The sequence below is a fragment of the Erwinia sp. PPS120 genome (assembly GCF_047918655.1).
Taxonomy (GTDB): domain Bacteria; phylum Pseudomonadota; class Gammaproteobacteria; order Enterobacterales; family Enterobacteriaceae; genus Erwinia; species Erwinia tasmaniensis_A.
The window spans coordinates 85963-111283 of record NZ_JBLREF010000017.1; the positions used below are offsets into that span (position 1 = coordinate 85963).

General features: G+C 51.3%; 23 protein-coding genes and 1 pseudogene. 13 read left to right on the top strand and 11 right to left on the bottom strand.

What is annotated here, in order from left to right; all coding sequences use genetic code 11:
• Positions 1-35 precede the first annotated feature (35 nt).
• The 11 genes and pseudogenes from ssuD (at position 36) to ACLRGG_RS11635 (ending at position 11787) form a co-directional block, all read left to right on the top strand.
• Entirely contained in the window at positions 36-1202 is a 1167-nt protein-coding gene (ssuD, locus tag ACLRGG_RS11585) for an FMNH2-dependent alkanesulfonate monooxygenase (RefSeq protein WP_067701947.1), read from the top strand.
• Positions 1203-1211: 9 nt separating this feature from the next.
• A complete protein-coding gene (sfnG, locus tag ACLRGG_RS11590; protein ID WP_416249922.1) occupies positions 1212-2303 on the top strand; it encodes a dimethylsulfone monooxygenase SfnG in 1092 nt (363 codons plus the stop codon).
• Positions 2296-3708 (top strand): FAD/NAD(P)-binding protein, encoded by a 1413-nt coding sequence (locus ACLRGG_RS11595; protein WP_416249923.1) that lies wholly within the window; start codon positions 2296-2298, stop codon positions 3706-3708. Before sfnG ends, ACLRGG_RS11595 begins: the two co-directional genes overlap by 8 nt.
• A 69-nt stretch (positions 3709-3777) precedes the next feature.
• The gene (locus ACLRGG_RS11600) at positions 3778-5202 is read left to right on the top strand and encodes an LLM class flavin-dependent oxidoreductase (protein ID WP_345831509.1); all 1425 of its coding nucleotides are present in this window, start codon (positions 3778-3780) and stop codon (positions 5200-5202) included.
• A 15-nt stretch (positions 5203-5217) separates the two neighbouring features.
• Positions 5218-6675 (top strand): MFS transporter, encoded by a 1458-nt coding sequence (locus tag ACLRGG_RS11605; protein WP_416249924.1) that lies wholly within the window; start codon positions 5218-5220, stop codon positions 6673-6675.
• A complete protein-coding gene (locus tag ACLRGG_RS11610) occupies positions 6668-7879 on the top strand; it encodes an acyl-CoA dehydrogenase family protein (protein ID WP_416249925.1) in 1212 nt (403 codons plus the stop codon). Before ACLRGG_RS11605 ends, ACLRGG_RS11610 begins: the two co-directional genes overlap by 8 nt.
• Before the next feature lie 647 nt (positions 7880-8526).
• Positions 8527-9279 carry a GNAT family N-acetyltransferase gene (locus ACLRGG_RS11615; protein WP_416249926.1) on the top strand — a complete coding sequence of 251 codons (753 nt, stop codon included), beginning with the start codon at positions 8527-8529 and terminating at the stop codon, positions 9277-9279.
• 211 nt (positions 9280-9490) lie between these two features.
• Positions 9491-9965 (top strand): annotated as a pseudogene (locus ACLRGG_RS11620) (recombinase family protein).
• 27 nt (positions 9966-9992) lie between these two features.
• On the top strand, positions 9993-10922 hold the full coding sequence (locus tag ACLRGG_RS11625) for a DUF4158 domain-containing protein (RefSeq protein ID WP_416249927.1): 930 nt from the start codon (positions 9993-9995) through the stop codon (positions 10920-10922).
• 159 nt (positions 10923-11081) lie between these two features.
• Complete coding sequence (locus tag ACLRGG_RS11630) at positions 11082-11411, top strand: hypothetical protein (RefSeq protein ID WP_416249928.1); 330 nt, start codon at positions 11082-11084, stop codon at positions 11409-11411.
• 40 nt (positions 11412-11451) lie between these two features.
• Entirely contained in the window at positions 11452-11787 is a 336-nt protein-coding gene (locus ACLRGG_RS11635) for a hypothetical protein (protein WP_416249929.1), read from the top strand.
• Positions 11788-12264: 477 nt separating this feature from the next.
• Here the strand turns inward: ACLRGG_RS11635 and ACLRGG_RS11640 are convergent, their stop codons facing one another.
• Positions 12265-14106, bottom strand: coding sequence for a glycoside hydrolase family 15 protein (locus tag ACLRGG_RS11640; RefSeq protein WP_416249930.1), 1842 nt, complete (start codon positions 14104-14106; stop codon positions 12265-12267).
• Between the two features lie 246 nt (positions 14107-14352).
• On the opposite strand from ACLRGG_RS11640, the gene ACLRGG_RS11645 reads away from it, so the two are divergent.
• Positions 14353-15261, top strand: a complete 909-nt coding sequence (locus ACLRGG_RS11645) for an SDR family oxidoreductase (protein ID WP_067701920.1) — start codon at positions 14353-14355, stop codon at positions 15259-15261.
• A gap of 167 nt (positions 15262-15428) precedes the next feature.
• On the opposite strand, the gene ACLRGG_RS11650 is transcribed toward ACLRGG_RS11645, so the two are convergent.
• The 4 genes from ACLRGG_RS11650 to ACLRGG_RS11665 are packed head-to-tail and all read right to left on the bottom strand — an operon-like array spanning position 15429 to position 16902.
• Positions 15429-15854: a hypothetical protein gene (locus ACLRGG_RS11650; protein WP_416249931.1), complete on the bottom strand. Its 426-nt coding sequence runs from the start codon at positions 15852-15854 to the stop codon at positions 15429-15431.
• Complete coding sequence (locus ACLRGG_RS11655) at positions 15832-16248, bottom strand: polymorphic toxin type 44 domain-containing protein (RefSeq protein WP_345827473.1); 417 nt, start codon at positions 16246-16248, stop codon at positions 15832-15834. Before ACLRGG_RS11655 ends, ACLRGG_RS11650 begins: the two co-directional genes overlap by 23 nt.
• 2 nt (positions 16249-16250) lie before the next feature.
• Positions 16251-16736 (bottom strand): Hcp family type VI secretion system effector, encoded by a 486-nt coding sequence (locus ACLRGG_RS11660; RefSeq protein WP_416249932.1) that lies wholly within the window; start codon positions 16734-16736, stop codon positions 16251-16253.
• A 31-nt stretch (positions 16737-16767) separates the two neighbouring features.
• Positions 16768-16902 (bottom strand): recombinase family protein, encoded by a 135-nt coding sequence (locus ACLRGG_RS11665; protein WP_416249933.1) that lies wholly within the window; start codon positions 16900-16902, stop codon positions 16768-16770.
• Between the two features lie 297 nt (positions 16903-17199).
• On the opposite strand from ACLRGG_RS11665, the gene ACLRGG_RS11670 reads away from it, so the two are divergent.
• Positions 17200-18225 (top strand): LLM class flavin-dependent oxidoreductase, encoded by a 1026-nt coding sequence (locus tag ACLRGG_RS11670; protein WP_416249934.1) that lies wholly within the window; start codon positions 17200-17202, stop codon positions 18223-18225.
• Between the two features lie 58 nt (positions 18226-18283).
• Here the strand turns inward: ACLRGG_RS11670 and ACLRGG_RS11675 are convergent, their stop codons facing one another.
• From ACLRGG_RS11675 to ACLRGG_RS11700, 6 genes are all read right to left on the bottom strand, one after another.
• Positions 18284-19159 (bottom strand): OBAP family protein, encoded by an 876-nt coding sequence (locus tag ACLRGG_RS11675; protein ID WP_416249935.1) that lies wholly within the window; start codon positions 19157-19159, stop codon positions 18284-18286.
• 296 nt (positions 19160-19455) lie between these two features.
• Positions 19456-20106, bottom strand: a complete 651-nt coding sequence (locus ACLRGG_RS11680; RefSeq protein ID WP_416249936.1) for a T3SS effector cysteine hydrolase SpvD family protein — start codon at positions 20104-20106, stop codon at positions 19456-19458.
• Between the two features lie 317 nt (positions 20107-20423).
• Positions 20424-20996, bottom strand: a complete 573-nt coding sequence (locus tag ACLRGG_RS11685; RefSeq protein WP_416249937.1) for a TetR/AcrR family transcriptional regulator — start codon at positions 20994-20996, stop codon at positions 20424-20426.
• A 63-nt stretch (positions 20997-21059) separates the two neighbouring features.
• A complete protein-coding gene (locus ACLRGG_RS11690; protein ID WP_416249938.1) occupies positions 21060-21881 on the bottom strand; it encodes a hypothetical protein in 822 nt (273 codons plus the stop codon).
• 141 nt (positions 21882-22022) lie between these two features.
• Complete coding sequence (locus ACLRGG_RS11695; RefSeq protein WP_416249939.1) at positions 22023-23528, bottom strand: MFS transporter; 1506 nt, start codon at positions 23526-23528, stop codon at positions 22023-22025.
• Positions 23529-23842: 314 nt separating this feature from the next.
• Positions 23843-25060, bottom strand: coding sequence for a hypothetical protein (locus tag ACLRGG_RS11700; protein WP_416249940.1), 1218 nt, complete (start codon positions 25058-25060; stop codon positions 23843-23845).
• Positions 25061-25321: the final 261 nt, after the last annotated feature.

Here is a 25321-nt window from a genome sequence, read left to right on the forward strand (position 1 = left end):
AATAAATTCAGATATCGTTATATAGGAAAGTGATAATGAGCGACGCAACGCAGGAAAAGATCAACGTATTCTGGTTTCTGCCGACCCACGGCGATGGACGCTATCTGGGCACCACAGAAGGGGGGCGGGCGGTGGATCTGCCTTATTTGCAACAGGTTGCGCTGGCAGCAGACAACCTGGGCTATTACGGCGTACTGATCCCGACCGGGAAAAGCTGCGAGGATTCCTGGCTGGTGGCCTCGGCGCTGGCACCAATAACCAAACGCCTGCGCTATCTGGTTGCGGTTCGTCCTGGCCTCCAGCCGCCGAGCCTGGCCGCCCGTATGGCGGCGACCCTGGATCGTCTCTCGGAGGGGCGGCTGCTGATCAATGTGGTAACGGGCGGCGATCCGGTTGAGAACAAGGGCGACGGCATCTTTCTGACGCATGCTGAACGCTATCAGGTCACGCGCGAATTCCTGACGGTCTACTCCCGCCTGCTGAAGGGGGAGAAAGTCGATTTTGCTGGCGACCATATTCGCGTGGAGGGCGCCGAGGTGCTGTTTCCACCGGTGCAGCAGGACGGGCCGCCGCTCTACTTTGGCGGCTCCTCTGATGAAGCCATTGAGGTGGCGGCCAGCCAGGTCGATACCTACCTGACCTGGGGGGAGCCGCCCGATCAGGTTGCTGCGAAGCTGGCGGTGGTGCGTCAGCGTGCAGAGGCGCGCGGACGGACGCTCTCCTATGGCATTCGTCTGCACGTGATCGTCCGCGAAACGGAAGAGGAGGCGTGGGCGGCAGCCGATCGGCTGATTGCGCATCTTGACGATGACACCATCGCCGCGGCGCAGAAGATTTTCTCACGGATGGACTCCACCGGTCAGGCAAGAATGAGCGCGCTACATCAGGGCTCGCGCGAGGGGCTGCGCATCGCGCCCAATCTGTGGGCCGGCGTCGGTCTGGTTCGGGGGGGAGCAGGTACGGCGCTGGTCGGCAATCCGCAGCAGGTCGCCGAGCGCATCCGCGAGTATCAGGCGCTGGGTATTGAGAACTTTATCTTTTCCGGCTATCCCCACCTGGAGGAGGCGCATCGTTTTGCCGAACTGGTGATGCCGCTACTGCCGCTCAGCGGGAAGAGCGATCGGCCACAGCAGACCCTGAACACCGGACCCTTTGGTGAAACCATCGGCGGCGATCGCCGTCCGCAAAAACCACAACAGTGAGGTTTAAGCATGACCCGTCAACCGATTAAATTTGCCTACTGGGTGCCTAACGTCTCGGGCGGCCTGGTGATCAGCCAGATCCCGCAGCGTACCAGCTGGGATTTCGACTACAACCGGAAACTCGCCCAGACTGCCGAGCGCGTCGGCTTTGAATACGCCCTGACGCAGATCCGCTTTACGGCGGGCTATGGGGCGGACAATCAGCATGAGTCGGTGACCTTTTCTCAGGCGCTGCTCGGGGCGACTGAACGGCTTAAGGTGATTGCCGCGCTGCTGCCCGGCCCGTGGAATCCCACGCTGGCGGCGAAGCAAATCGCCACCATCAGCCACCTCTCTTCGGCGCGTATTGCGGTGAATATCGTCAGCGGCTGGTTCCGGGGAGAATTCAAAGCCATTGGCGAGCCGTGGCTGGATCACGAAGAGCGCTATCTGCGGTCGGAAGAGTTTATTCGCTGCCTGCAAGGTATCTGGCAGGAGGAGAGCTTTACCTTTGCCGGTGATTTCTACCGCTACCGCGATTACTCGCTTAAACCGAAGCCGCTGCAGCCTCTGCCGGAAATCTTCCAGGGGGGAAGCTCACGCGCCGCCCGCGATATGGCCGCCCGGGTGTCTGACTGGTACTTTACTAACGGCAATACGCTGGAAGGCGTTCGTCAGCAGGTGGTGGATATTCAGCAGAAAGCGGTTGAAAACCAGCATAGCGTCAGGATTGGCGTTAATGGCTTTGTGATCGCCCGCGACAGCGAGCAGGAGGCGCATCAGGTGCTGCGTCAGATCGTGGAGCAGGCCAACCCCGACGCGGTAAAGGGCTTTCAGCACGAGGTGAAAAATGCCGGTAGCGCATCGCCGGAAGGTGAGGGCAACTGGGCCAACTCGACGCTGGAGGATCTGGTGCAGTATAACGACGGATTCAAAACCAATCTGATTGGCACGCCGCGTCAGATTGCCGAACGTATCATCGAACTGCATCAGGCCGGGGTGGATCTGCTGCTGCTGGGCTTTCTGCACTGTCAGGAAGAGGTGGAATATTTTGGCCGTGAGGTGATCCCGCTGGTACGCGAACTGGAGCGGCAGCTGCAACCGGAGCTCAGTCATGGCTGAAAGAGAGATTGTTATCGTCGGCGGCGGCTTTACCGGGACCGCGCTGGCTATTCATCTGGCCCGGCTCGGTCACGCCGGGCTGAGGGTGACGGTAATCGAGCCTCGCGAACGTCTGGGGCAGGGGGTGGCCTACAGCACGGACGATCCGACGCACCGCATTAACGTGCCCGCGTCGCGCATGCAGCTGTCGGGGGAGGAAGAAGGGGCATTTGACCGCTGGTATCGCGCCTCGGACGCCTTTATTGCCGATCCGGATGCGCAGTGGTCCGACGGCAGCGTCTATCCGCAGCGGAGTCAGTTTGGCCGCTACATTGCTGCACAGTTTGACCACCAGGCAGAACACGCTCCGGTCATGCTGGTTCACGTTCGCGATCGTGCCGTTGCGCTGGATAACGGCGTGGTGGTGACCGCCTCCGGGGAGCGCTATCGGGCGGATGAGCTGGTACTGGCGATCAGCCATCCCCCGCCGGCATTGCCGAAAGTTCTGACCAGGTCGCTGAGCGGCCATCGTGGGGTTATCGCTAATCCCTGGCAGCAGGACGCGCTGGCGCGGGTTGGCAAAGAGGAGCAGGTAGCCATTATGGGGAGCGGGCTGACCATGTCGGATGTGGTCGCCTCGCTGCATCGTCAGGGGCATCGGGGGAAGATTACCGTCTTCTCACGGCGGGGACAGCTGCCGCGCGACAACCTCAGCGGCAGCTGGGATGCCAGACCGCTCGATTATCAGCAGTCGCCGACTACCGTGCGCGGCTGGCTGCGGCGGATCCGCCGGGAGGTAGCCCTGGGGGCAAAGGAGAATCTGCCGTGGCAGCGGGTGCTGGATGATATCCGCCTCAACGGACAGCGAATCTGGCAGCAGCTACCGCTGAAGGAGCAGCAGCGTTTTCTGCGCCATCTCCGCCCGTGGTGGGATGTTCATCGCTACCGCCTCGCCCCCCAGGTTAGCGCGGTGCTTGAGCTGCTGCAAATCAGTGGGCAGTTGACTGTCCTGGCGGCGCGGCTGGAACGGGTTGAGCGTAAAGGATCGACGTTAGCGCTGACGCTTGCCCGCCGCGACGGCACTCAGCAGACGCTGCTGGCCGACCGGCTGATTATCACTACCGGCCCGGCACAGGGTGCACTGCTCAATAGCGATGCGCTGCTGAGCCAGCTGGTGGCCGAAGGCGTGATTCAGGCCGATCCGCTGGCGCTTGGGATCCGGGTCGATGACGCTTCCCGAACGGTCAATGCACAGGGGCAGAGCAATGCCCATCTGTGGGTGGCGGGTCCCGCTGCGCGAGGGCATTTTGGCGAGCTGATGGGGCTGCCCCAGGTTGCCGAACATGCCGTGTTTATCGCGCATCAGCTGCTCGGTATCACCTCCAGCCCTCATCAGGAGCGATGTCCCGCCTCGCTAACAAACTGATTTATTCCCCTTTACACCTTGTTAATACGGACGGCCTGCCGCTGGCCATGTCTGACCGTGGAGTGTGCTATGTCTTTGCAACGCGAAATACGCCTGAATGCTTTTGATATGAACTGTGTCGGTCATCAGTCGCCTGGCCTGTGGATGCATCCGCGCGACCGTTCCTGGCAATACAAGGATCTGGACTACTGGACCGATCTGGCGCGCCTGCTTGAGCGTGGCAGGTTTGACGGACTGTTTATCGCCGACGTGCTGGGCGTCTATGACGTGCTCAACGGTAATAACGATGCCGCCCTGCGTCATGCCACGCAGGTGCCGGTTAACGATCCGCTCGCACTGATCACCCCGATGGCGATGGTGACGGAAAATCTGGGGTTTGGTCTGACGGCTTCCCTGTCGTTTGAGCATCCCTATCCCTTTGCCCGCCGTCTCTCCACGCTCGATCATCTTACTAAGGGCCGTATCGGCTGGAATATTGTGACCTCCTATCTGGAGAGCGGTGCGAAGAATATCGGCTATCAGGCGCAGACCGATCACGATGCCCGCTACGATTATGCCGATGAGTACCTGGCGGTGGTCTATAAACTGCTGGAAGGCAGCTGGGAAGAGGGGGCGGTGATACGTGACCGCCAGCGGGGTATTTTCAGCGATCCCGCCCGGATCCATCCCATTAATCATCAGGGAACCTTTTTCCAGGTGCCCGGCATCCATCTGTGTGAACCCTCACCGCAGCGTACGCCGGTGCTTTATCAGGCCGGGGCATCCAGTCGGGGTAAACAGTTTGCCGCGGAACATGCCGAATGCGTCTTTGTCGCCGCGCCGTCAAAAGTGCTGCTGAAAAAGACGGTTGCTGACATTCGTCGTCGTGCAGCCGAAGCGGGACGTGACCCGCGCAGCGTACTGATTTTTAATTTGCAAACGGTGATTGTGGCCGACACGGATCGCGCCGCGCAGGCTAAATGGCAGGAGTACAAGGGCTACGTCAGTTATGAAGGGGCGCTGGCGCTGATTTCAGGCTGGACCGGTATTGATTTTGGCCAGTACGCGCCGGATCAGGTGCTGAAAAATCTGCACACCAACGCCATTCAGTCGGCGGTGGAAACCTTCTCCACCGCCGATCCCAACCGGCAGTGGACGGTGCAGGCGCTGGCCGACTGGGTTGGGATCGGCGGTTTCGGTCCGCTGCTGGTGGGCAGTGCGGAAACGGTGGCGGATGAACTGCAGGCGTGGGTAGAGGAGACCGACGTCGATGGTTTTAACCTGGCCTATGCGGTGACCCATGAAACCTTTACCGACGTGGTGGAGCTACTGGTACCCGAGCTGCAAAAGCGCGGCGTGTATAAGCAGGATTACCGGCCAGGCACGCTGCGGGAAAAGCTGTTCGGGCAGGGCCCCCGGCTGGTGGCACCGCATCCCGGCGCCGGCTACCGTCATCCTTCCCGCGAACCCGCGCAGGCGGAGTTCGCGACGGCTACCGGCAACCTGCATGAATAACTCAGGGAGGTCTGAATGAGCACGCTCAATATTGACGATACCCTCGCGCCACCCTCTTCGACACCGGTCAGTTCGGTTAGCGATGTGGCGCGGTTGATCAACAACAGCGCGCATAAGAACAGCTATGCCCGCTGGATCGTCTTTCTGGCGCTGGGTGGCGTTTTCCTGGATGCCTACGATCTCACCACGCTCTCTTACGGCATTGACGATGTGGTGAAAGAGTTCGGCCTGACGCCAGCGCTAACCGGGCTGGTGACCTCATCGATCATGATCGGCACCATCGCAGGTAACCTGATCGGCGGCTGGCTGACGGACAAATATGGCCGCTATACGGTGTTTATGGCCGATATGCTGTTTTTTGTGGTTTCCGCCATTGCCGCCGGACTGGCGCCCAATGTCTGGGTACTGATTGGGGCGCGTTTTCTGATGGGCATCGGAGTCGGCATCGATCTCCCGGTAGCGATGGCCTACCTGGCCGAATTCTCGAAGTTTACGGGGAAAAGTAACAAGGCGAGTCGGCTGGCGGCCTGGTGCCCGATGTGGTACGCCGCCTCCTCGGTCTGCTTTCTGATCGTTTTCGCGCTCTGGTTCCTGTTGCCTGCCGGGCACGCTAACTGGCTGTGGCGCGCCTCGCTGCTGTTTGGCGCAGTCCCCGCGCTGCTGATCATTGCCGTACGCAGCAAATTTATGAATGAGTCACCGCTGTGGGCGGCGAAGCAGGGCGATTTAACCGGGGCCGCACGCATTCTGCGTCAGGCTTACGGCATCAATGCCCATGCGCAGGAAACGGGCCAGCGGGTGGACGAGGAGCGCGCGCGCCAGGCAGGCAGCTTCCGACTGCTGTTTCAAAAACCCTGGCGTGAGCGAACCCTGGTGACGGCGGTAATGAATATCTGTATTTCATTTGAATACACCGCCATCGCTTTCTTTCTGCCCTCTATCCTGGCCCGCTTTCTGGGTGCAGGGGTGTTTGAGACGATCTCGGCCTCACTGGGGCTCAACGCGCTGTTTGCTTTTACCGGCGGCCTGTTGGGGATGCGTCTGGCATGGAAGTTTCAATCCCGTCATGTGGCCATAGCCGGTTTTGCCCTGCAATTTATCGCACTGATTTCACTGGCGCTGGTCGGGCATCCGCAGGCGGCGGCCGGGGTAGTCTTTGCCATTCTGATGCTGGGGCTGTGGCTGTTTGCCGAAGGCTTTGGCCCTGGCGCCCAGATGATGATCTATCCGGCGCTCGCTTACCCAACCCATATTCGCGCCACCGGCGTGGGATTCGGGCGTTCGCTCTCCGGCATCGGCAGCGCGCTGGCGCTGTTTATCCTGCCCATACTGCAGGCCGCTTACGGCACCAATATGTTCTGGATTGTTTCGCTGGCCGCCATTATCCCGATCTTCTTCCTACTCATCATTCGTTACGAACCGACCCGTCAGGATATCGATGACCTGAACGACACAGGAGAACACCATGTCTGAATCATATCAACCCGAGTATGACGCGCTGGCTGCTCGCTTTCGTCCGATATTTACCCGTGTCGCAGCGGGTGCGACAGAGCGGGAACGACAGAGAGAGCTGCTCTATGAGCCGATCCGCTGGTTAAAAGAAGCGGGCTTTGGCACCCTGCGCATTCCCGTGGCGGAGGGGGGACTGGGCGCTACGCTCCCGCAGCTTTTTCAACTGCTGACCGAACTGGCCGAAGCGGACTCCAATCTTCCTCAGGCGCTCAGAGCACACTTTGCCTTTGTTGAAGACCGCTTAAATCAGCCGGACAGTGAAGATCGCCGCCGCTGGTTTAATCGCTTTCGCGATGGGGAGCTGGTTGGCAGCGGCTGGAGTGAGATTGGCAACCTGAAGCTGGGTGAGGTATTGACTAAAGTGTCGCCCATTGAAAACGGCTGGCACCTGTCTGGCGAGAAATTTTACAGTACCGGAACGCTTTATGCTGACTGGATCGATGTTTACGCACAGCGGACTGATAACGGCCGCGATGTCATCGCCGTGGTCAGCACGCACCAGCCGGAGGTCGAGTGCGATGATGACTGGGACGGTTTCGGACAGCGCCTGACCGGCAGCGGTACCACGCGCTTTAAGCAGGCGAGGGTAGAGCCGCCGCACGTTTATGACTTTAGTGAACGCTTCCGCTATCAGACCGCTTTTTATCAGCATGTGCTGCTATCGACGCTGGCGGGCATTGGCCGGGCCATCAGTCGGGATGCCGCACAGGGCGTGGCTGGTCGTAAACGTATCTACAGTCACGGTAACGCCAGACAGGTGAAGCAGGATGCCCAGGTACTTCAGGTGGTGGGGCAGGTTGCCAGCTGGGCGTGGGCGGTTGAATCGACCGTCCAGCGCGCCACGCATTCGCTCCAGCAGGCCTTTGAAACCCATAATAACGCTGAGGGCGAGAGTGCGATCCGGCACGCCAATATCCTTGCCGAGGTGGAATCTGCAAAAGCGCAGGTCATCGCCAGCGAACTGATTACCCGCGCGGCAGGGGAGTTATTTAACGCGCTGGGCGCATCGGATACCCGGCTTAGCAAAGCGCTGGACAGGCACTGGCGCAACGCCCGGACGCTGGCATCGCATAATCCGGTGATTTATAAAATGCGTAACGTCGGAGACTGGGAGGTTAACGGTAGCGAACCCACCTATGTCTGGCAGATAGGCAACGGCGAATAGGGGAAGAGTCGGGCACGGCTACCCCGCCAGTAATACCTGGGGTAGCCGGTTTGTGTATCCGGTAAGCTGGATAAGGCGTTTGGGGAGTAACGGAACCAAAAACGCAGTTAATAGGCCAACTAAAGTGGCCATTTAAATATAAATCAATTAGATATGCTTCGTAAAATCTTCAGCATTTCCCTCTGTGTATCATCTGTACTAGTTCGAAGCCTGCCAATAACGTTCTAGCTAGCCAAGAAGATCTGAACCCGTCCGTCATTTGATATTCCGCTGATCCCGTTCATTGTTAGGCATCATCAAAAAATACATCCCTCTAACTATGAGATATTACTTTATATACGACAACTAAATGCTCCTTTTTTGAAATATTACCACTTGAATTTATGGTATTTTTAATAAACTCAATCACCATGAGTATGCGAAATGTTTTGTATAAGGTCACGACAACATATTAATGTAATAACTGATTCAATCAGCAATGCATTATTAAAAAAACAAATAACACCTCACTCTCATCAAAAACTTTAGAGAAATTAGTAAAGGTAAGTAATACTTCTATCGGGCTCTCGAAGTCAGACGCTAAAGATTTATTTGTATATGGCAAATCGATTGCAAAGAGTGCGTTCTCGGAAAATTTACTCAAAGAATTGAATAATGTTATACCCTATGTACTTAATGACAGCGTTAAGAATACAATAAATACACTAATTAACAACTGTGGTAAATTAAATATTACTAATGCCTCAACAAAAGAATTGACACTTCTAAAACCTGCAGAACAATATGAAGCACCGAAAAATACAACCTTTCTTATAAAAAATAATTCACAAAATGCAATCTCAGGGGCTTGTTTTGTAAAAAAAGAAATAGAACTAAAACCAAATGGTGAACCATGCGGCATGAACATTTCATTAGAAAATTCGAAAAATGAAGAGATTGCCTCTGGCCGCTGCTCTATTCAAGAAAACCCAGGTGAGGGTGAATTTTTATTTATCTCAGCATTATATGTCGAAGGTAATGGTAATTTCCCAACAATAGCCAAGCCTAATGAGCATGTTGGAGCAGGGCGAATTCTTATGTATGAAATGATGAAATTTGGTAATGAAAATAATGTTAAATCAACTTTATTGACACCACTTAGTGGAAGTGAGGGTTTTTATCTTAAGATGGGTTTTCTTCCCAAAGTTGAAGGAAGTCCCAATAGGATGCCAGAAAATAATAGAGTTGTGATGTCTAAAGATAGTAAGTTGAATCAAAATTGGATAAAAAATTTCGAACAGGCATCATTTTTGAATGATAATTTCCGTGGTAGTACTTGGAGCGGAAATACATCATTGATTTATACTGAAATTCAGAAACAAATTTCAAATACGTGGGAGGTTATGCACGAAAAAAATTAAGATATCAGCTGCCGAACTGACCAAAGGCCTTAACACCTAAGTTGGTATCAATGCGTTTTTTAGAATTTGAGGAATAATGAATCAAAAAATCCCGCTAACTAGTCATTTTAAATAGCCAAAAATCAACCAGTCAATTTACATCGCAAATGGCTATTTTTAGCCATCTCTTTTAAGATAGCCAAATTAACTATACTCAATTTGGCTATCATAAATGAAAATTGCTCGCATCTACGAACGGGTCAGTACCTCTGAACAGGATCTGACTCGCCAGGCTGCCATCGAGAAGATGGCGATAGATAACAATTATTACATTGCCGGCGTTTATCGTGAAAAGGGGGCCAGGTTGGCCATTCCCGGTATCGTGGATTTATCAGAACTGGCTGCTGAAAGCGACGGTGTATCCCGTATTGTGCTTGAATCCGTTCAGGAACTGTTGTTGAAGCTTACCCTGCAAACAGCCCGTGATGATTATGAATTACGGCGTTCAAGGCAACGCCAGGGTGTTCAGCTCGCTAAAGCCGCTGGCAAATATTCTGGTCGAAAAGCTGACCTCACGACCCACGAGCGCATCATCACGTTTCGTCAGTCAGGTCTGACTTGAGCGTACAGCCACCTTGGCCGGGTGCAGCGTAAGCCAGGTTAAACGCATCTGGGCTATTCACCAGTCCCGAACTCAATCTGACTAATTGCATTTTTGCTAAGGAGGGTATCCCATGCCTGTTAATTTTCTTTCAGCAGATCAGCGTGATAGTTATGGTAATTATCAGGGTGAACCGAGAAAGAATATGTTGGCACGTTATTTTCATCTGGATGATGTTGACCGGCAGCATATATCGTCAAAAAGAGGCGACCACAACCGCCTGGGATTTGCTGTTCAGCTATGTACCGTTCGTTATTTGGGACGATTTCCTGATCTGTTCAACAAAATACCCAAGGCAGTGACGGAGTTTTTGGCCAAGCAGTTACATATCGATAATATAAAAAATGTCATAAGTATCTATAGTGAAGGGAAACAACGTCGACAACATGTTGATGAAATAATCAATATTTACGGATATACCGAATTTACCGATACACGTGTGGGTTTTTCTCTGTCGCGATGGTTATATGCCTTATTCTGGACCGGTACAAGCAGACCGAGCATTCTTTTTGAACGCGGCACCAGTTGGCTTTTATCGCACAAAGTATTACTACCAGCGTGTTCGTTGCCTGAGCGTTACATTGCCCGGTTACGAAGTCGGGTGGAAAACAGGCTCTGGCATACCCTGGCGGCCTGTATTGATGAGAAGCAGATGTTATGCCTTCTTGAGCTTCTTTCAGTACCAGCCGGAAGCCGCTATTCGTTACTTGAGCAGTTGCGCACGGGGCCAACAAAAGTCAATGCAGCATCACTGCTCCAGGCCATCTCACGTCTGCAGGCCATACGCAGCCTCGGTATAACATTACCCACTATAAAGCCGGTTTCGGATACCCGGATCGCAGCACTGGCCCGGTATGCAACGACGGCCAAAACCAGTGCACTTCAGCGCCTGCCAGAAAAAAGAAAACTGGCGACGTTGGTCGCATTCGCGTGCTGTATGGAGGCAACGGCTCAGGTTTATTTGGTGAGCAGATGCAGATGTACATTCATTGTGGTCACCTAACGCAAATAGATACACTTTAGTATAATTTAAATAAATTCTTTTAATATCAAAAATCGCCTATATCAGCATGTTGTATGCATAGATTAGCATACGAATCCTATACTGCTCTTATATAGCTATTCATTATCAACAGGCACTCATTTTTTAAAGGTGGAAATTATGATTGATGCAGATAAATACCAGCCGACTGGAGATGAAAGTGTAGGATACCCGCAAATATGCATACGGACAAATCGAACAGCTAAACGTACGAATATGAAGCCAATAATAGATAAGGCCGTGTCAATTGGCAAGCAATACCCCTGGAGTGAAAAGTACACAATAATTAAGGAAGTTTTCAAGTCTCTTGGAAGCGACTTCGGCGGTGGAGGATTTGGTCATGCATGGATTATTCACTTTAATAGTCCTGCGCCAGGGGATTACATTTCATATGCTTTTCATGAAGGTTATGGGTTTGTAAAAAAACTCCGAGCACAGCAATGTAAATGATTCAGCTGAAAGAAAATTCCACCTTCAACGTTGTATCAAGTTGAATAACAATTTAATAACACCAAGTCTAATAGAGGAGAAACTAATTCCAAAATTCATTGACGAAAGCAATATATTGTCAAAGCTGATGAAGCTTACGGATGCTGACTTGCCAAATGGAGTATACACACCAATAACGAATTGCTCCTGGTTTGCAGGGAATTTATGGAATGACATAATGAGCTTATCATATGAACAGTCCATCGAGAATGATATTAACATCGATGAATTGGCTGATAAAATGGGACTTCCATTTATAAAAAACATTAGAGCAATCGGAGATCCTGGTATGCTTGCTGAAAGTATCAAAAAAGGCCTGAATATATTAAAAAGATAATCGCTTAATAGTGATTATTGTGTTTGATAGGTTTGACCCAAGTCACCACAGTTTATTACTGAATTTGTGTCTCAAATGAGTATACCCAAAACAGGCAACCCAAATGAGACAGTTTTTCTGTCTCATTTGGGTTGTTTTCTGGACTGACGCCGCCGAGCCCGTTTGAAACAAACCTTCGCCTGGAGCGCCAGATGGAAGGCATTGCCGCTACCGCTCAGTTGTATGGTATTTCGGTCACAGCTCAGGACTGTGCAGGTTTTATACTGAGTCTTAGTTAGATTATTAGTTACAACATACAAAAGGTTCTTATTCACTCTACCTGACCATTAGCGTAGATTTTTGCTCTGTTAGGCACAGCAGGAGATGAGAGGTAAAATGTCGCTATAGGAGTTCTTCGCTGTATTTTAGCCCGGCGATGACACCGGGCAGGGGAGCAGAGTTAGCTTACGCGGCATGAATGCGTCCGCGATTGATATATCATTCAGTGTTGCTACCAGAATGCGTTTCGCCAGCCGTCGAAATCCTCTGGGCGGCACAGATGAGCGCGAGATGGCTAAGACCCTGAGGCAAGTTGCCGCGCCAGCTGCCCGTTCTGACGTCAAACATCTCATTGAAGGTCTCAACGTTACCGCGATCGCACAGGCTGTCGAGGATCTCATTCATGGCATTTTCTGCCCGCTCGCGTTCGCCCATGGCCGCCCAGGCCTCAGCCAGCCAGAAAGAGCAGGCGACAAAGGTGCTCTCCTCCTGTTCAACGCCGCTGTAGCGATAAAGCATCGCCGTATCATGCCCCAGTTCCTTCTGAATCGCCTGATAGGTTGACAGCATCCGCTGCGGATTTACCGTATTGCCATAGTGGTAAACCAGCGCCATCGAGGCATCCAGTCCGGCTTCGCTCTCGGGGTAGAACAGATACGCCTGTTTTGATTCGGACCAGCAGTGCGTTTCAATCCAGTCGCGGATGCGATCGCGCTCACGCTGCCAGCGCTCAACCCAGGTCGGCTCAATATGCTTGCCTTCCGCCATGGCTACCGCTGAATCCAGCGCCAGCCAGCAGGCCATTTTAGAGTGGGTATAGTGCTGCTCTTCAGGCAGTTCCCAGATGCCGGAATCCTTCTGCCGCCAGCTGTCGGCGCAGCAGTTAGCCAGTTCTCCCAGCATACGTGAGGTCGCCAGATCCAGCACGTGACCCGCTTCGATAAACAGCTGCGCGGTCGCCAGCATATCGCCATACATACTCAGCTGGACCTGATCGCGCGCGTTATTTCCCACCCGCACCGGCTGGGATCCCTGATATCCCTTCAGCGGCAGGTAGCGCTCTTCCGGGACAATTCCGCCCTCGAGGGTATAACAGGCGCGTAGCTGCACGCCGTGACGAATGATGGTGCGGGTTAACCAGGAGAATGCCGCCTTACAGTCTTCCAGTGCACCAAGGTAGACGAAAGATTTGATAATCAGGCAGGCATCTCGTACCCAGGCATAGCGGTAATCATAGTTTTTCTCGCCGCCAATGCCTTCCGGCAGTGAGGTGGTGGCGGCAGCAGCCAGTGCGCCAGTCGGTGAGTACCACAGAAATTTTAGCGCCAGCGCAGAGCGCTTAACGTGACCGGGGAACAGCCCCTCGTAGCTCAGGCTATTGACCCAGTCGCACCAGGCCGTATGGCTGGTTTCGATTCGTCCATCGATAGCAGTCAGTTCGGGTACCGCCAGCGGCTCTTTTTCCGTCGCCAGAAGCGCAACCAGCGAACGTGAGCCAGGGGAGGTAGTGAACTGACCGGTTATCTGCTCGTCGCTGCTCTCTTCGAGGGTCACGTCATCACTGGTGCGCAGCATAAGCATCAGATCCGCAATGTGAAAAACGGTTCCCTGCTGCGTTTCCGCACGCCAGGGAGAGCGGGTTTCTGCCACGGTGCCAGGCCGCATGCAAAGCGTAAACGCCACTTCGCCTTCAACGCCCTCAATGCGTCTGGCCAGTTCACTCCACGGCAGCCGTCCGGCCAGGGTGCTATTGATCGATTCAGTCACCCGCGCCACGCCCGTTTCAGTTTCAAAGCGGGTTTCCAGCACGTTGCTGTTTTCACGATACTGGCGCTGAACGGAGTAGGGCTGCACGGGCTCAAGCTGGAAATATCCGCCGATCTCATCATCAAGAATACGGTCAAACAGCGGCGGGGAGTCGAGATTGGGGGCGCACCACCAGTCAATGGCGCCGTCGGGTGCGATCAGCGCAACGGAACGACCTTCGCCAATGGCGGCATAATCACCCAGATCGGCATAGCCCTGCTTGCGCGTCGGGCTCTGATACGTTTTGTTTTTCACTCGGCACTCATCCTTGTCAGGGAGGGGTTATACGCGGCCAGGAAACGGCTTTTGCGCAACGGCATTGGACAGAATAAGTGAATCATTCCGGCCCGGTCTTTTTTCATCCTGATTGAAAAGTATAGATAATTTTTGCCGAAGTTCACGTGGCTCAGAAAAAAAGGTTACCGGGAACAATACCTGGCGATCGTGAAATCCTGTTCTATGCTTAGTGGCAACACCGCCCGAAATTAACAGGAGCAAACTATGACGAGCAAGAATGGCCTCCCGGCATCACTGAACCAAACCAACAGCGATGCTTATCCCGTCCCGCCTTTCGAGCGACAGAAGCAGCCGTTTCCTGGTCTGGCGAGCAAAATGAATCCCCGTCCCGATCACGGCGAAACCTCCTACAAAGGTAGTGGACGCCTGGCCGGTCGCAAAGCGCTTATTACCGGGGGTGATTCTGGTATTGGCCGCGCCGTCGCCATTGCTTATGCTCGCGAAGGCGCCGACGTAGTGATCAACTACCTGCCTGAAGAAGAGGAAGATGCGCAGGAAGTGATCAAGTTAATTAAGGAAGCAGGCCGCAAAGCGGTTGCTATCCCTGGCGACATTCGTGAAGAAAGCTTTTGTCAGAATCTGGTAAAGCAAGCCGCTGAACAGCTGGGTGGACTGGATATTCTGGTCAACAACGCTGGCCGTCAGCAGTACCATGAATCCATTAAAGACCTCTCGACTGAGGACTTTGACGCCACGTTTAAAACCAACGTTTATGCCATGTTCTGGATAACAAAAGCTGCGCTGGATCATCTGCCACGCGGCGCAACTATCGTTAATACCACCTCGGTACAGGCTTACCAGCCAAGCGATATTCTGCTGGATTACTCGCAGACGAAAGCCGCCATCGTTGCCTTTACTAAATCACTGGCAAAACAGCTGGGGCCGCAGGGAATTCGCGTTAACGCGGTCGCCCCCGGACCCTACTGGACCGCGCTACAGTGCTGTGGCGGACAGCCGCAGGAGAAAGTTGAGCAATTTGGTGCCACCGCGCCGCTGGGCCGCCCAGGCCAGCCGGCTGAAATCGCGCCGCTGTACGTCACGCTCGCCTCCCAGGAGAGCACCTACACCTCTGGTCAGGTTTGGTGTTCTGACGGCGGTACCGGTACGCTGTAACAAACCAGGATGCCGTCTTAGCGGCCTCCTGATGCAGTAAAAAAAGGCCAGAGAGAATGCGTTCTCTCTGGCCTTTATGCAGGGTGCGAAACCCTTGCCTGCTTAAGTCAACCGGTCGCGCGGGGTGAGGCCTGGTATTCATGTCAGCAACCATTCCCCGGAGTTTATCAGGGAGAGGATTCCATACAGATCGGAACAGAGAAAATACCTGTTTTGTTTCGGTATGACGCGGGACTAATGTATGAGTATATCCGCCCTCGTATTTTAAGATAAATACAGTTTTCTTTTACTTCAACTGAAGCGTTTTTATCGTCAGTTATAAGAAAAGGCTTCTTATTATCTCCTTTTACGCTTTCCTGAAAATCCGCATCACTTCTACTCGCATCAAAAACATAATACCGATAAGAGAAATTGGTAGTGGCTCCAGCGCTCGCTTCCGTGATATAAAGATTAGCTAAATTATTAACCCTTACCTTCTTTATTATGGACTGTTCAAGTGGTGAAAATTTTATTATCTGATATGTTCCAGTCACGATCAGTGCGATTAAAGCAATCAGAAAATAGCTTTTTTTAAAAACCTGAGCGTATCGCATAATCTATCCCCGCTCTAATCCACCCCTGGTCATCAGGATCATCACCAAAAGGGCTATCGCCATACCAAATGCCATATTCCTTCTCACTCGTCCCAGCCCTGCCTTGCGCCCATCCCGCGGCTCTGAATAATACTTCTTTTCCGATCCCAGCAGCCGTTCCTACAGCTCCGTAATTGAAGTTTCCGAAATTAGCGTAGTGTTTTCCAGACCGTTTTTTATAATCCCATGGACCGTTATTACGCACCTGAGAGTAAAACCAGGCATAGGTCAAAGCAGATGGCCCTTTGTGGAATCTGGCAATCATCATGTTGTTGAGTACAGACACACCTGGTGGTGCGAAAGACGAGACATCATAAGGTGGATGAGATGTTACTGCTAAGGTTGGATAGCGCATAGTTACGCTCTCTCATTCCAGCAATCTGAGAACAACAAGTTGCCATCACAATGTTTCCAGGTAATTCTCTCATAACGCAACTCGACACACTCCAGGTGATTATGTTTTTCTTTTGCTGGATCTTTGGTGTCGTGCATTATGGGTGACATTCCAACAATTTTAACACCTTCCAACAGCATGTTAAAATATTCAACCTCCTGGCCGGCATCATTGATATTATACCATCTAATTTCAGCTGACATGAGTGTCTGACCGGTTGCAACGGCTTTGTACAAATAAGGGGAAGATGAATCAAATTCTTTTTGAAGGATTACTGAAGAATGTTTTCTGGTTCCGGTCACTTTCCCTGTCATAGCATCTGTTGGTAAACTGAGATTATGCGAAAATCCGTTTATTTCGATGCTACCTTCTCTTTCCTTCACGTCAACGGAACCTCTGATATCAGCTCCGCCGTCATCTTTCAACCACATATATGCTGGTATTGCCATTCTATTAATTTCCTTTTAATAAAAGTGTAATTTATTCCATAAGCGCTTTTGGTCTTCCGCCGTTTTTCACTCTGGCCCGCGCAGCCTGAAGTCCGGCCTGGGTTCTTTCCCGTGTCAAATTACGCTCAAATTCAGCCAGTGCCCCAAAAAGATGAAATGTCAGCATACCGGATCTGGAGGTGATATCAATGGATCCCCGAAGGTTTTTAAGCCGATATTATTCGACTCCAGCAACTTGACCATTTCAATCAGGTCATTTTGCGAACGAATCAGACGATTCACTCGCCAGATAACCTGGTATCTCCGGGACGGGTAAATTGTAATATAGCCTGAAATGATTTCACCCACATAGGGTTAAAATGGATCGTTATGTGCGCCCTTATCGAAGCGGGCTGTCAGCCTGAGAATGCAGCATGTATGCTAGTCTGTACTGAATCTGACCTGAGATAAAGGTAGCCCGACCATGAAAAAGATAGGCTTTTTGTCATTCGGCCACTGGACGCCCTCGGCGCAGTCGGCAACGCGTTCAGCAGCGGATGCGCTGCTCCAGTCCATCGACCTTGCCGTGGCCGCCGAAGAGCTGGGCGCGGACGGGGCTTATTTCCGCGTGCATCACTTTGCCCGCCAGCTTAGCGCGCCATTCCCGCTACTTGCGGCGGTGGCGGCCAGGACGAAGCGTATCGAGATTGGCACCGGCGTTATTGATATGCGCTACGAAAACCCGCTCTATATGGCGGAAGATGCGGGCGTGGCTGACCTGATCAGCGGAGGCCGGTTGCAGCTGGGGCTGAGCCGCGGTTCGCCGGAACAGGTTGTCGACGGCTGGCGTTATTTCGGTTTTGAGCCGCAGCAGGGTGAAAACGACGTGCAGATGGGCCGCAGGCACACCGAGGAGCTGCTGGAGGTGCTGCGGGGAGAGGGCTTTGCCAAACCCAATCCGCAGCCGATGTTTCCTAATCCGCCCGGATTACTGCGCCCGGAACCCTGGTCCGACGGGCTGCGCGAACGTATCTGGTGGGGATCCGGCTCCGATGCTACCGCCGTATGGGCCGCAAAGCTGGGGATGAATCTGCAAAGCTCCACGCTGAAAGACGATGAAACCGGTGAGCCGTTCCATATTCAGCAGGCCAGGCAGATCCGCGCTTACCGGGCAGCGTGGAAAGAGGCGGGTCATCAACGCGAGCCGCGGGTGTCGGTCAGCCGCAGTATTTTTGCGCTGATAAACAGCACCGATCGCGCCTATTTTGGATCCAGCCGGGAGGGCGGCGATCAGATAGGCTATCTGGATGAGAAAACGCGGGCTATTTTTGGCCGTAGCTATGCAGCCGAGCCGGAAGCACTGATCGCCCAGCTGGCAAAGGATGAAGCGATTGCCGAGTCGGATACTCTGCTGTTGACTATCCCTAATCAGCTCGGCGTTGACTACTGTGCTCACGTGATGGAAGCCATTCTGACGCACGTCGCACCTGCGCTGGGCTGGCGCGAGTAAAAGAGCAGGGCGCCATCTGTTTCTCACCCAGCCAGCTTCGCAAGGAGCAGGGCGCCGGTCAGTTTCCCACCTTGCCGTGTTCGGTCTGTTCCGAGGTGGAGAAGCCAGTGGTGCCCTGAGCATGCTCACCGGCTCCGGACACCCTTTGTAACTGGATCGTTTGCCCTTTTTCCCATGCATCAGCTCCAGTGACGATGGGATGAGCCTGAATATCACTGCGCTGCTGGCGGATCTTCCGGGTATCCGTATCGAAGCGACGATCCCTGTCGGCAGGCAGTTTAGGATCCAGCTGCCCGTCGGCGGTAAAGCCCATCATCAGGGACGGAATGCCAAGCGGCAGCGTTTTGTCCCGATCGGTATGCCAGGTGTGCCAGGTTTTGCCGTAGGTATTTACCAGCTTTTTCATCAGTGAATTTTCAGCCGCATCGGGCAGGCCGGGTGCAATCAGACTGCCGGATTTGACCTCGTAGCGATGACTGTGCCACAGCTTTTTCTCCTCGGGCGGCAGGCCCGCAAAGAGTTTTTCGCTGATAATGTATGCCACGCCCATCAAATGGGCATCACGCGTATTCCCGTCGTAGATAACCGCCTGCATTACATCGTCATTGAGCACGGTGACGTAATGATGCGCTTCCATCTGACCATTTTTGTCGCCGTTATAAAAATGAAAGCCGTCAAGGTAAGCATTGATCGCGTCAACGGGCGGGCGGGACTGCATCAACGCTGCGCCTTTATCCAGCACCTCCAGCTTAGTGGATTCTGGGTTTCCTGGCGCGTGAACCTTAGGCGGCGTATTGCCCCCGCCGCAGCCGGTCAGTATCAGCAGCGAAATGAACAGGGCAGCGCAGGATAACGTGGCAGGTTTTATGAGGGGGGGAGCAATTGTTACGCGTGTTGGTGCGGAAAGGGGGATAATGTTATTAAGATCGGGCATCGTAATTCCTCTTACAGGCGTACCGCCGCTAAATTTGCTGTAAGTGTAACGGCGGTGAGGAATTGTGCACCCGCAGTAGGGGATTTATGCGCGTCCGGTCATATTTCACCTAACCGTAGAAGGGGATGTATACAGCTTCAATAACGGGGCGACTTACTCAACTAATGGTAATCTGCGATGTAAATTGGCTGGATAATTTTTGGCTATTTAAAATGTCCTGTTAATGATGGTTTAGCTTCATCTGTTCAGGTTCTCTATTAACTTAATATTCATAAAATAAATATTGAAAAAAGTTATCAACCGTTTTTTTCATCATAAGCTCTGATATGAAAACTCGGTGATGAAGGGAAGTGTTTTTTTATTTCTTGTAAACCAGGAAGGGTGTTGGATGTATTCCAAGCATCAATGAATTGTACATATGGTTTTTTATCATATTCACATATAACCACAGCATTGAAATCATGTCCACACTCACCAATTATTGGAATCATGTAGTTTTCTGCGCTAATGATAAAAGAACTTTCTCTCTTAATGTCATAACGGTTTAAGATTTCTGCTTCCACTTCATCGATGGAATTTAAGCAATATGATTGGTTAAGATCCTGATAAAAAATGATTTTATCAACAATAGCGCTGTCTAATCCAACTGTAGGAGAGGCAGTGTTCTTCGAACTTAATATATCCTGTCGGTGATGTATGTTGTAATGTAAACAAGCTGATAATAAAACACAGTTCCCAGAGTAATGGACGTATGTATTATTTACATATCTGGCCATTTGTTTTAAATCATGTTGGCTCAAGTTTTGTGGATACAGAGTCCTCACTTTTGATTCAATACGTAGAGCATCTTTGATTCTTTTGACATCATTCGAATCATTATCATTGATGTTTCTTGAGTTTATACGTGAAATTACATTTTGGTATAATGCATGACCAGATACTTTCATTACGCCCTCACTTTTAAAAGTTTATTATAAACACTTACACATGATATTTCTTTTAAAAAACGTTTTTTTTAATTTTATGCAGCGTACCTGAATCTGAGGCGTGAAGGATATCCGGTTTAGGGTGGCGATTTTGAAAAAATTTCGCCATTCCAGTGAGGGCACATAATATGCAGGGCGTTATTCCCTGGAAGAAACAGATGAATGGCCTCTGTGACGGTCATATAAACGAGGAGTCAGAATGCACAATTGTACAAAAAATGCACTTAGCATACGTTTTCGTACGGTTGGGCTTCAGACCCTTTATCTGAATATCGCTGTCACAGTACCATCGCAATAAAGGCGTCAATATCGTCTATTGCCTGCTGACGTGCGGCGGCAGAAGGTGCCACTACCAGCTTATCGGAGTAGCCGTTAAGCAGTGCCGCAAGCTGGCGCGTGACGCGCTGGCTGTCCGTCACCCTGAACGCGCCGCTCGCCTCGCCGCTGATGATAATTTCAGTCAGAAACTGCTTCCACTGACGCATCAGCCGATCGGCCAGCGCGGCCCAGGCTTCGTTATGCGCTGCCAGCTGCCACAGTGAAACATAGAGCTGCCAGACTGCATCCTGTCCCTCGGGAAGATAGTTATCCACCAGCGCCTGGAGCTTCTCCCCCGGCGGCAGGTGCGCAATGCGGGCTTTGACCTCCTCCAGCTCGGACAGCATAAACTGCGTCAGCGCCTCAATACAGAGCGCCTGCCAGTCGCGGAAGTAGTGATAGATATGACTGCGCGAAATCCCCAAGTGTTCCGTCAGCTCGCGCGTAGTTACTTTCTCAACGCCCCTGACGATAAACAGTTCGATCGCCCCATCAAGGATTTTGCCTCTGAGCGTGTCAGCCATCTCTTTCATCTTTCTTCCTTTATAAGGAGTCAGTTTGGATATTGAAAATTATGGTAGTAGTTACGGTTTTTATCATATTTTTAATCTTTCTTTAACTTCCATAGGGATGAACAATGAATGATATTTAGACAACATTTCTCCCTCTAATCTGAGGTTATCGTCCGTTTCAGGTTTTTCGCATTTTATATAATCATCATAAAATCTGTTAAGTTTTATACTGGCAATCAATAAATCAGATTTTTTTATTTTATCTTCTGTGTCAAAACTTTTTTTGCACAATTTTTCTGCTATTTTGGCATTTACTGCGGCGACCGTTATACTTTCCGAAACACCCTGTTTTTTGTACTGTTCAAAAAAAGTTGAGAATTCTTCCTGCAGTTTATCCGCAGGGGCAGGCATCTCGGTATATACAAGGGTATGCGCAAAATTATATTGACAACAGTTCCATGCATACGTTCTTATCTCTTCTGTTATCCCTTGTGTTTGTAATTCGTCAAGGGACAGTGCAAAAGAATTTTGTTTTATAAACAGCTCATTATTACTATGAACCTCTCCTGATAAATTAAAACTTTCCCAGTCAGCGTCTCCGCATTTCATTGCAGCCATGCCGAATTTTATCTTCAACACCTGCAAATTTTTCTCTAACCTATTTGTCAACCCATGACCTGCTTCGAGATGCCCCTCTATTTCGTTAATGAAACCGAATATTAAATTGTTTAACTCAAGTTTTCTTTTATTGTCTGGTTCGTTTTCGCCGTATAACTCACTTTCTATCTTCAATAAGTTATTATTTATTCTCTTAATGTTACTTATGTGATTTCCGTAATTTATGTCATTTAAATGATTATTATACAAGCCATGACCAGATTTTAAACCTACTTGAGAACTGTTCATAATACCTCCCTGGATGTAACAAAAAATTTCCATTATAAATATTGATATTTCCTCTCGCCAGGAAATTTTCCGGGATTTCCATCATAAATACAATATCTTTTACAACATCTTGATCGGCTGAACAGCATTGAATCACTGGTTTTAGCTTTTCGCCCCGACCTGCTGCCGGATTTCAGGCTCTCTTAACATGTATCTCAACGCAACCAGACTGCAGGCAACCAGAACTGTCGCGCCGACCAGCACCAGCCTGAATGCCCGATCAAAAGCTTCTCTTGCCAGCTCGGTAAGCATAGTGGCATAGGGCTGACTCATTTCCCTGGCAATAAGCAGTGCTTCATCCAGGCTGTCATAGGCCTTCATGCCATTAACTAACCCTTCCGGCAGGACAAGGAGAGTGCTGTAGGCCGCCGTCATCAGCCCGCCCAGCAGGGTGACTCCCAGTACGCCACCCAGCTCCCACGATACATCCTCTATGGCGGCGACCATCCCGGCTTTTTCCTCCGGCGTATTGAGCATGATCGCCGTTGAGGCCGCAGTCACCGGGCCACCAAGGCCAAACCCGAGGATGAACAGTGCAATCATCTGATATAAAAGGCCATTTTCAAAGCTCAGCGCCAGGCAGATAATCCCCAGGGCGGTCAGCGTCAGGCCACCCAGAATGATCCGGCGTTCACCGAGGCGCGGCAGCATCATGCCGGCCAGCGTGGAGGAGAGCGCAGAAGCGATCGGAACAGGGAGAATGGTCAGCGCGGCCCTCAGCGGCGACAGATCCTGAACCAGCTGTAGCCGCTGGGTGAGTACCAGCTCGATACCGATCAGCACGATCATCGAGACAATGGCGACGGCGACACCGGCGCTGAATCCCGCATTTTTGAACAGGGAGAAGTCAATCATAGGATGGGCTGACCGCGTCTGGCGTCTGACAAACAGCCCCATAAACAGGATACCGGTTAACCCGCTTACCGCCACGGCCATCATCGAAGCATCTATTTTGCTCAGCTCTTTCAGCGCGTAAATGACGCCGACCAGCCCGATCATGATCATTAGCGATCCGATAACGTCACAGGGGCGTTTTACATCACCCTCGATGCGGGGAATATAGCGCGCGGTGAACACGATGGCCACCAGCACGACCGGCACGTTAATCAGAAACACCGATCCCCACCAGAAATGCGCCAGCAATACGCCGCCGATCACCGGGCCAAGGGCAGCGGCGCCTGAAGCCACAGCGGACCAGATGCCGATGGCAAGCGCTCGTTCGCGCGGATTGGTAAAAACATGGCGTACGATGGAGAGTGTCGCAGGCATCATCATTGCTGCGCCCACCGCCAGAAACACGCGGGAAGCAATCAGGATTTCTGCGCTGGGTGAATAAGCCGCACAGAGTGATGCGGTGGCAAAGACGGGCAGGCCGCTCATAAAGAGTGTTTTATGGCCAATGCGATCGCTAAGCATCCCTGCGCCCGGCAGCAGACAGGCCACGACCAGCGGATAGGCATTCACAATCCACAATTTTTGCGAAGCCGTGGCATCCAGTGCCTGAGTAAGCCGCGGCAGTGCGGTGTAGAGAACGGACATATCAATGATAATAAGAAAAAGGGTGCTGGTGATGATCGCCAGTACCAACCAGCGATTTTTGACGTACATGATTTTGCCTCGGATTGAAAGTATCCTGGCCCAGCTCAGGGTAATGCAGGCGGGTTTCCAGGTTCGATCGCTTCTTGCACCGCGCGGAAGGGTGGCGTAATAACGTTTGAGCAACCGCTCAAGCCGGGAAGTTACTTGAGCGGTTGCTCAAAGGCAAGGTGGGCGAACAGGTTGTTTAGGTGGGATTGAGTTTGCAACAGGGATAAGGCGCGACTGTCAGAGGTCAGGAAGGTGTGGAGCAGAAACTTACGGTTTCACTCTTTTTGTGAACGCAACATCCGGTATGGCCGCTACGTTCACACCTTTTTGTGAAGTTAATAGGGCAGGAGCACCGCCTTGTGACCCTTCGTGACTTCCTCTAACGTGACATGGTAAGTATTCGACTGTGATATGGATACGTCTGTAACTTTGAAATTCGCCAGCGGGGAATACAGTCTTTCGCCCTCATCATTTTCAAATGACAGGCCACCCGGGATGGATAACTCGTTGCTGCTATTGCCTTTCACCGTGAATATGACTTTTTCATCATCCTGGCTACGTTTTGCAAAATCGCTGGCAACATTTCCAAATCTGGATGTGGAGAAGAATTGCCCAAGGTTGTACACGGTTTCAGTTTTATTCTGTTCATCGGCATTGAATCGTGAAATTAACGTATCAATCCCGCGCGTTGTCATTCCTTGCCCGCGGTAAGTGGTCATATTTTTTTCTGTCGGGGTGTACCATGCTTTAGCGGCCTTCTGCACCAGTTCGCTCAGATTGCTACATGTTGCTTTGATTGTAGATTCAAGTGCCTTATTACCGCGGCTAAAAATCTCATAACCATGAACTCTGCGGTATTCTTCAACGACCTTACTCCCGCTCACTTTGCCTCCTGAGGGAGCGTTGCCAAACTGATGACGTGCCTCAATGTTGAGCGCTTTGCATCCCGCGTTGCTTTGATATATCGAGGAAAAATTTTGTCGAGTCTGATGGTTTTTCTCATCAGCTTTTTTCGCATCGGTTTCAATTTTTGCAAGCTTGTCTATTCTTTCCTCAATAACATTTTTTTTCGCTTCGATATTATCAATTTTCTTATCATACTCGCCGACCTCTGTTCTAAGCTCAATAATCTTACCTGAGGCGCTATCAATTTTTGACTGTAACGTCTTTATCACCTTTCCGGCAGATACTGTACTCCCTTCAGCATTGATTTTTTTGACTGCAGCTTCGCGCTCAGTCTGATAACGATTACCATGAAAAGTTTTTTTAAAAAAGTTACTGGCCTGACCGTATTTAAAATGATCATTTTTCAGACGTACAGAGGCATTCTCACCATGTTTTGCTAAGACTGACTGAAGACTGTCAAGTAATGACTGGTTTCCGGCAATAGTCTTTTTATGTGCCGTGATCGATTTATTTAGTTCAGTTACGGAATTTTTGATACCTGAAATCTTTTGCGATAGATTTTTTCTAACCTTTCTTAATTCGTTCCGCTCTTGCCGTATGTGATCCATAGGCACGGCGATATGATTTCTAACAGAATTTATTGGCATTTATTCACCTCGTTGTTGAGTACATAAATATTGTTAATGTATAAGATTGAGAAAACTCATATGATTGCAGATTTTATGATGGGGGGGCTATCAAGAAACGATTGTAACCGACGTATTCCTGAAAGTTTTTCAGGTGTTATTGATTGGGGTATGTGGAGAATCGTCCGTTTCGTCGCGCTCTGCAGGGAGCCATGCTGGCGTATATGCGCTTACGGCGACATCAAGATGCGGCCACGCTTATTAATAAGGTGCTGGCCTGTA

Excerpts from the sequence above, each read along its gene's own strand:
- ssuD (WP_067701947.1), top strand. The coding sequence starts at position 36 with ATGAGCGACGCAACGCAGGAAAAGATCAACGTATTCTGGTTTCTGCCG.
- sfnG (WP_416249922.1), top strand. The coding sequence starts at position 1,212 with ATGACCCGTCAACCGATTAAATTTGCCTACTGGGTGCCTAACGTCTCG.
- ACLRGG_RS11595 (WP_416249923.1), top strand. The coding sequence starts at position 2,296 with ATGGCTGAAAGAGAGATTGTTATCGTCGGCGGCGGCTTTACCGGGACC.
- ACLRGG_RS11600 (WP_345831509.1), top strand. The coding sequence starts at position 3,778 with ATGTCTTTGCAACGCGAAATACGCCTGAATGCTTTTGATATGAACTGT.
- ACLRGG_RS11605 (WP_416249924.1), top strand. The coding sequence starts at position 5,218 with ATGAGCACGCTCAATATTGACGATACCCTCGCGCCACCCTCTTCGACA.
- ACLRGG_RS11610 (WP_416249925.1), top strand. The coding sequence starts at position 6,668 with ATGTCTGAATCATATCAACCCGAGTATGACGCGCTGGCTGCTCGCTTT.
- ACLRGG_RS11625 (WP_416249927.1), top strand. The coding sequence starts at position 9,993 with ATGCCTGTTAATTTTCTTTCAGCAGATCAGCGTGATAGTTATGGTAAT.
- ACLRGG_RS11630 (WP_416249928.1), top strand. The coding sequence starts at position 11,082 with ATGATTGATGCAGATAAATACCAGCCGACTGGAGATGAAAGTGTAGGA.
- ACLRGG_RS11645 (WP_067701920.1), top strand. The coding sequence starts at position 14,353 with ATGACGAGCAAGAATGGCCTCCCGGCATCACTGAACCAAACCAACAGC.
- ACLRGG_RS11650 (WP_416249931.1), bottom strand. The coding sequence starts at position 15,854 with ATGCGATACGCTCAGGTTTTTAAAAAAAGCTATTTTCTGATTGCTTTA.
- ACLRGG_RS11655 (WP_345827473.1), bottom strand. The coding sequence starts at position 16,248 with ATGCGCTATCCAACCTTAGCAGTAACATCTCATCCACCTTATGATGTC.
- ACLRGG_RS11660 (WP_416249932.1), bottom strand. The coding sequence starts at position 16,736 with ATGGCAATACCAGCATATATGTGGTTGAAAGATGACGGCGGAGCTGAT.
- ACLRGG_RS11665 (WP_416249933.1), bottom strand. The coding sequence starts at position 16,902 with ATGCTGACATTTCATCTTTTTGGGGCACTGGCTGAATTTGAGCGTAAT.
- ACLRGG_RS11670 (WP_416249934.1), top strand. The coding sequence starts at position 17,200 with ATGAAAAAGATAGGCTTTTTGTCATTCGGCCACTGGACGCCCTCGGCG.
- ACLRGG_RS11675 (WP_416249935.1), bottom strand. The coding sequence starts at position 19,159 with ATGCCCGATCTTAATAACATTATCCCCCTTTCCGCACCAACACGCGTA.
- ACLRGG_RS11680 (WP_416249936.1), bottom strand. The coding sequence starts at position 20,106 with ATGAAAGTATCTGGTCATGCATTATACCAAAATGTAATTTCACGTATA.
- ACLRGG_RS11685 (WP_416249937.1), bottom strand. The coding sequence starts at position 20,996 with ATGAAAGAGATGGCTGACACGCTCAGAGGCAAAATCCTTGATGGGGCG.
- ACLRGG_RS11690 (WP_416249938.1), bottom strand. The coding sequence starts at position 21,881 with ATGAACAGTTCTCAAGTAGGTTTAAAATCTGGTCATGGCTTGTATAAT.
- ACLRGG_RS11695 (WP_416249939.1), bottom strand. The coding sequence starts at position 23,528 with ATGTACGTCAAAAATCGCTGGTTGGTACTGGCGATCATCACCAGCACC.
- ACLRGG_RS11700 (WP_416249940.1), bottom strand. The coding sequence starts at position 25,060 with ATGCCAATAAATTCTGTTAGAAATCATATCGCCGTGCCTATGGATCAC.